Source organism: Streptomyces chiangmaiensis (genome assembly GCF_036281785.1).
GTDB lineage: Bacteria > Actinomycetota > Actinomycetes > Streptomycetales > Streptomycetaceae > Streptomyces > Streptomyces chiangmaiensis.
On record NZ_JAYWVC010000392.1, the window covers coordinates 1 to 4,063 of the forward strand.

Sequence of the window (4,063 nt, forward strand, 5' to 3'; positions counted from 1 at the left end):
TGTAAGGTTCCAAAAGTCCCGTACACCTTCTGAACTGGGCTTTCTCCGCCTGTCGTGATCTTATTCAGCTGGCGTTGCGGTACTCGTGGATGAGTCCGCCCAGGATCCTGCGCCATCACGACCTGCTGCCGAACCGGTCTCAGCAGGTCGCCTGCGGGAGCCGGCAGCGGTACTGGCGGACACCACCACAGCCGGGGTTTCAGCGTCCCCGGAAAATGCCGGTGAGCTTGCGTGCCCCCAGTCATGCTGCCTCGTCCTGAACAGGCCAGGGAGGTCCCCCACGATGAGCAGCACCTCGGCGTCCTGGTTGAGCAAGTTGTGGTAGCAGCGGAGTCATGGCCGCCCGGTGTCACCCCGAGGGTCGTTAGTGTTGCCCCATGAGCGCGTTGGACACGGCCCAGCTTGAGGCCATGATCGAAGAGGCGACCGTCGACGCCTACAACGAGGACGAGCAGCTGACCGGACTGTTCACCATGCTTGAGGAGCACCTCGACCTGCCCTTCACCACCGCGGTTCTCGGCGTCGAGGTGACCGTGCGCGGCATCGACCTCACGACGGACGGCAGGATCGTCGCCCTGTGCTCTCACGGAGGCATGCGGCAGTCGATCGGAATCCTGGATCTGCCTCTGCCCAGCCCGGCGCCCGAGGGCGCGGAGTGGATCGAGGCATACCGTCACTGGACCGGTTGAGACCGGGCACCTCACACCCACGCGGAACCGGTCTGTGTGAAAGGGCTGAACATGGCTGACGCCGTACAGGGCACGCATCGGCGCGTCGGCGAACCGTCGCTGACCGACCTCATCGAGCGCAGTGCCGAGTTGAAAGGGCAGCTGGTCGCCTTCGGGCAGAGCGCCCGCTTCGACCGGTGGTTGACTCCTCTCCTGCTGGAGGCCGCAGGGCCTGAGCGCCGTCTGGACGAGGGCGAGGCGATCCGGATCATCGACCACTTCATCCTGCGGTACCGCCTGCCGGACGGTTCGACCGTGGTGGACCGGTTCGTCGCCGGGCGCAAGGACCTCACCGCGGCCGACCGGGAGATGCTGCTCGGCTGGCGCGACCCGGTCGAGGGCATCTTCGAGATCCAGCGGAAGGAAGGGGGTGCCGTCGTCCTTCTGAACCTGGTCGACGACCTGGAGTACCTCACGTACTCGAATGTCGGGCGGGCGGCGTTCCGCCAAGTGTCCAAGGGGAGCTTCCTCCACACCTGTCTGGTACCGGTCCACTCGGCCGGCGGGGCGTGGCTGGTGTCCGGGGCGATGTCGAGCTACCCCAGGTCCAGCGCCACCGAGATCGCCCAGGTCGCCCTGCAACTGGCCACCAGCCGGCCCGAACTGGTCTTCCGCAACCCCCGGAAGGTCGAGCAGGGGTGGCAGGCGATGCGGGAGGACCGGGCCGCGTTCGTCGAAGTCTGCGGCGGCGACGAACTGGTCCTTTCGCCTGCCGAAGCCGAGGACCTCCTCAACGCCTACTACCGCCACCGCCAGGAGTCCGCCGTCGCCGCACATCCCGACCGTGCCCGGGGCAGACGGCTCCCCGGCCTGGACCTGCCCTTTTTCGAGTTGCCGCCGGAACTGGCAGGCTCGGACACCATCGGTGTCATCTACGATCAGGTCGACGGGCTCAACTTCTACGCGGACTACGGGATGCTGCGCGACCTCTTCGCAGACCCGGCGCTCGCGGGCCGCAGGCAGTACCAGGACCTGCTGCGCACCTACCTGCGCCAGGAGTCGATCGGGCCACTGCCGATCCGCCGACTGGCTGCCGCGCACCCGGAGACAGTCGACGCTGTGTTCCAAAAGCTGCTGCGGAAGCCCGGATTCACCTGGAGCGAGCACGGCGAGGCGCTGCTGCGCCGACGCAAGCCCTGGTACTACGCGAACGAGCCCCGCCCTGGTGTCTCCGTCATCGGCGACCGCCTCAGCGCGCTTGCCTGTGGGGTGCCATAACTCTCGTAGCTGCTTCGCCCTGGGACTTCGAGGCCCGCCTCCGATCATGGCATGCTCGAGCGCTGTGGCGCTCCGCATGCCCCCAGCATCCTGCGATCCGCCGGCCTCGACCCCGCACCCCGACGGTCAGGCAACGCGCCGACCTGGCGCGAGTTCCTCCGCGCCCAGGCAAGCGGACTCCTCGCGGCGGACTTCTTCCACGTCGACACGGTGACCCTGACGCGGCTGTACGTCTTCCTCGTCATGGAGGTCGGCACCCGCACCGTCCACGTCCTCGGCGTCACCGCCCACCCCACCGCCGCCTGGGCCACCCGGCTCGCCCGCAACCTGCTGCCCGACCTCGGCGAGCGCGCCACCGGCTTCCGCTACCTGCTGCGCGACCGAGACGCGAAGTACACCGACGCCTTCGACGCCGTCTTCACGAGCGAGAACATATCGATCTTGAAGAGCGCGCCGCAGGCGCCGAAGATGAATGCCCACACCCAGAGATTCATTCGCAGCGTCCGCGCCGAGTGCACCGATCGGATCCTGATCTACAACGAGCAGCACGCCCGGCGGGTCCTCGCCGAGTATGCCGAGCACCACAACTCCGGAAGGCCGCACCGGGCCCTGCAACTGCGAGCCCTTGCCGACGACCCGAACGTCATCCCGTTCCCGGCGCAGCGCGTCCAGCGTCACGACGTCCTCGGCGGACTCATCCACGAGTACAGCGATGCATCCTGAGGGAGATCACGGGGAACTGACGAACGCCCAGGTCAGAGGACATGCGGACTTATGGCGCCCCACAGGCAGCAACGACGCTCGCCGGGCTCTACGGTGCGCGGCGTCATCTCGCGGTGACGTCGAAAGGCATCACCCGAACCTTTGCCGGCTTCCATGACGCCGCCAGCCGGATCTGGTCCGGCCAACATATTCGTCGCCGTTCGCGTGGAAGACGAAGTTGTAGCTCTCGCCGAACTCGTTACTGTGGGCCGCCTCGCGTCAGAAGCTCGGGTGCGAGCGGATCTTGTCCAGGGTCGTGGCGATGATGTCCGTCGGGTTGCCACGGCGGATGAATCGGCGCGGCAGTGCGTGCACGCCAGCACCTGCTGACGCAGCGCATGAGCGCCTGTGCCCGTGGGACAGCAGCGCATCGGTTGCTCTTGGACCAGGGCCAGCAGCCGCCCACATGCACAGCGACCAAGTTGTTCTTGTTCAGCCCTCGCTCGATCAGCCGCTCAGGCGGAGGCGGCCGCATCTACCTGGCTCGACGTCGCTCCGCCTCCCGGCGTTGTTCCTCGGTGATCCACCGATCGAGCTGGGCCAGGGCTGCCGTGGCCTGCTGGACCACGACGCGGCCCGCGAAGTGTGAAAAGGCCCCCTACCCGCGTGTTCAACGCTGGTAGAGGGCCGGTTTCGAGCTGCTGGGCCGTCTCTGGGCCGTTGGAGCTCGCGTCGATCCTGCTGACCGTCATGGCTCTCGGGACTGGTGGGCTCGCATGTTGCGGTGTCGCGTATGCACGAGCGGCTCAACATGACGGTCACGAAGAGTGATAGCTCGAGTGCCACAGCGGTCGACGGCGACTACCAGAGCCAGCGGTCGAGGAACTCGGCCCAGGAGTCACGACCGCCTGCCGAGTGCTTGCAGTCCACCCGGCGAAGTCCAGGCGGCGGCCAGCGCTCAGATGGCGGGTGACGACCGGCGGTCGGTGATGAGTGTCATGCGGGCAAGCATGAGGAAGTGCTGGAGGTCACCGCTCTTTAGTGCGGCACCGTCGAGGATGGTGGTCAGCTCTGCTGCCTGTCGGGGGTCCGGAAGGCCGAGGGTGAGGACGGGGTCCGCGTCAAGGCCGCCCCGTACGTCGATCAGCCGCAGCACGATCTCGTCGCACTGGAAGATCGTGCTGCCGCAGACCGGGCTGCGCGGGTCGTCCGCGGCCATCTCGTCCTGCTGGGCGAGCAGCCGGGCCAGGCGCGTCCCGCAGCCCTTCCGAGCCGGGTAGTACAACGCGTGCCGCTCCACCTCGCGGCACTCCTGGTGGCCCGTCACATGGTGCACGGCGGGAACCGCCGCCCGTGTGAAGAAGACCCGTGCGGCCTCGTAGTCGTTGAGGTCGAGTTCCTGCTCCAGATACGGG

3 protein-coding genes and 1 pseudogene are annotated in these 4,063 nt (G+C 67.4%); 3 read left to right on the forward strand and 1 reads right to left on the reverse strand.

What is annotated here, in order from left to right:
• Positions 1 to 377: 377 nt before the first annotated feature.
• From VXC91_RS43080 to VXC91_RS43090, 3 genes are read left to right on the forward strand one after another with little or no spacing between them, the layout of a single operon-like run.
• Positions 378 to 689, forward strand: coding sequence for a calcium-binding protein (locus tag VXC91_RS43080; RefSeq protein WP_329512806.1), 312 nt, complete (start codon positions 378 to 380; stop codon positions 687 to 689).
• Between the two features lie 51 nt (positions 690 to 740).
• The gene (locus VXC91_RS43085; protein WP_329512807.1) at positions 741 to 1,946 is read left to right on the forward strand and encodes a hypothetical protein; all 1,206 of its coding nucleotides are present in this window, start codon (positions 741 to 743) and stop codon (positions 1,944 to 1,946) included.
• 51 nt (positions 1,947 to 1,997) lie between these two features.
• A complete protein-coding gene (locus VXC91_RS43090; protein WP_329512808.1) occupies positions 1,998 to 2,669 on the forward strand; it encodes an integrase core domain-containing protein in 672 nt (223 codons plus the stop codon).
• 937 nt (positions 2,670 to 3,606) lie between these two features.
• Here the strand turns inward: VXC91_RS43090 and VXC91_RS43095 are convergent.
• Positions 3,607 to 4,063: pseudogene (locus VXC91_RS43095) on the reverse strand (TcmI family type II polyketide cyclase); the annotation flags it as partial.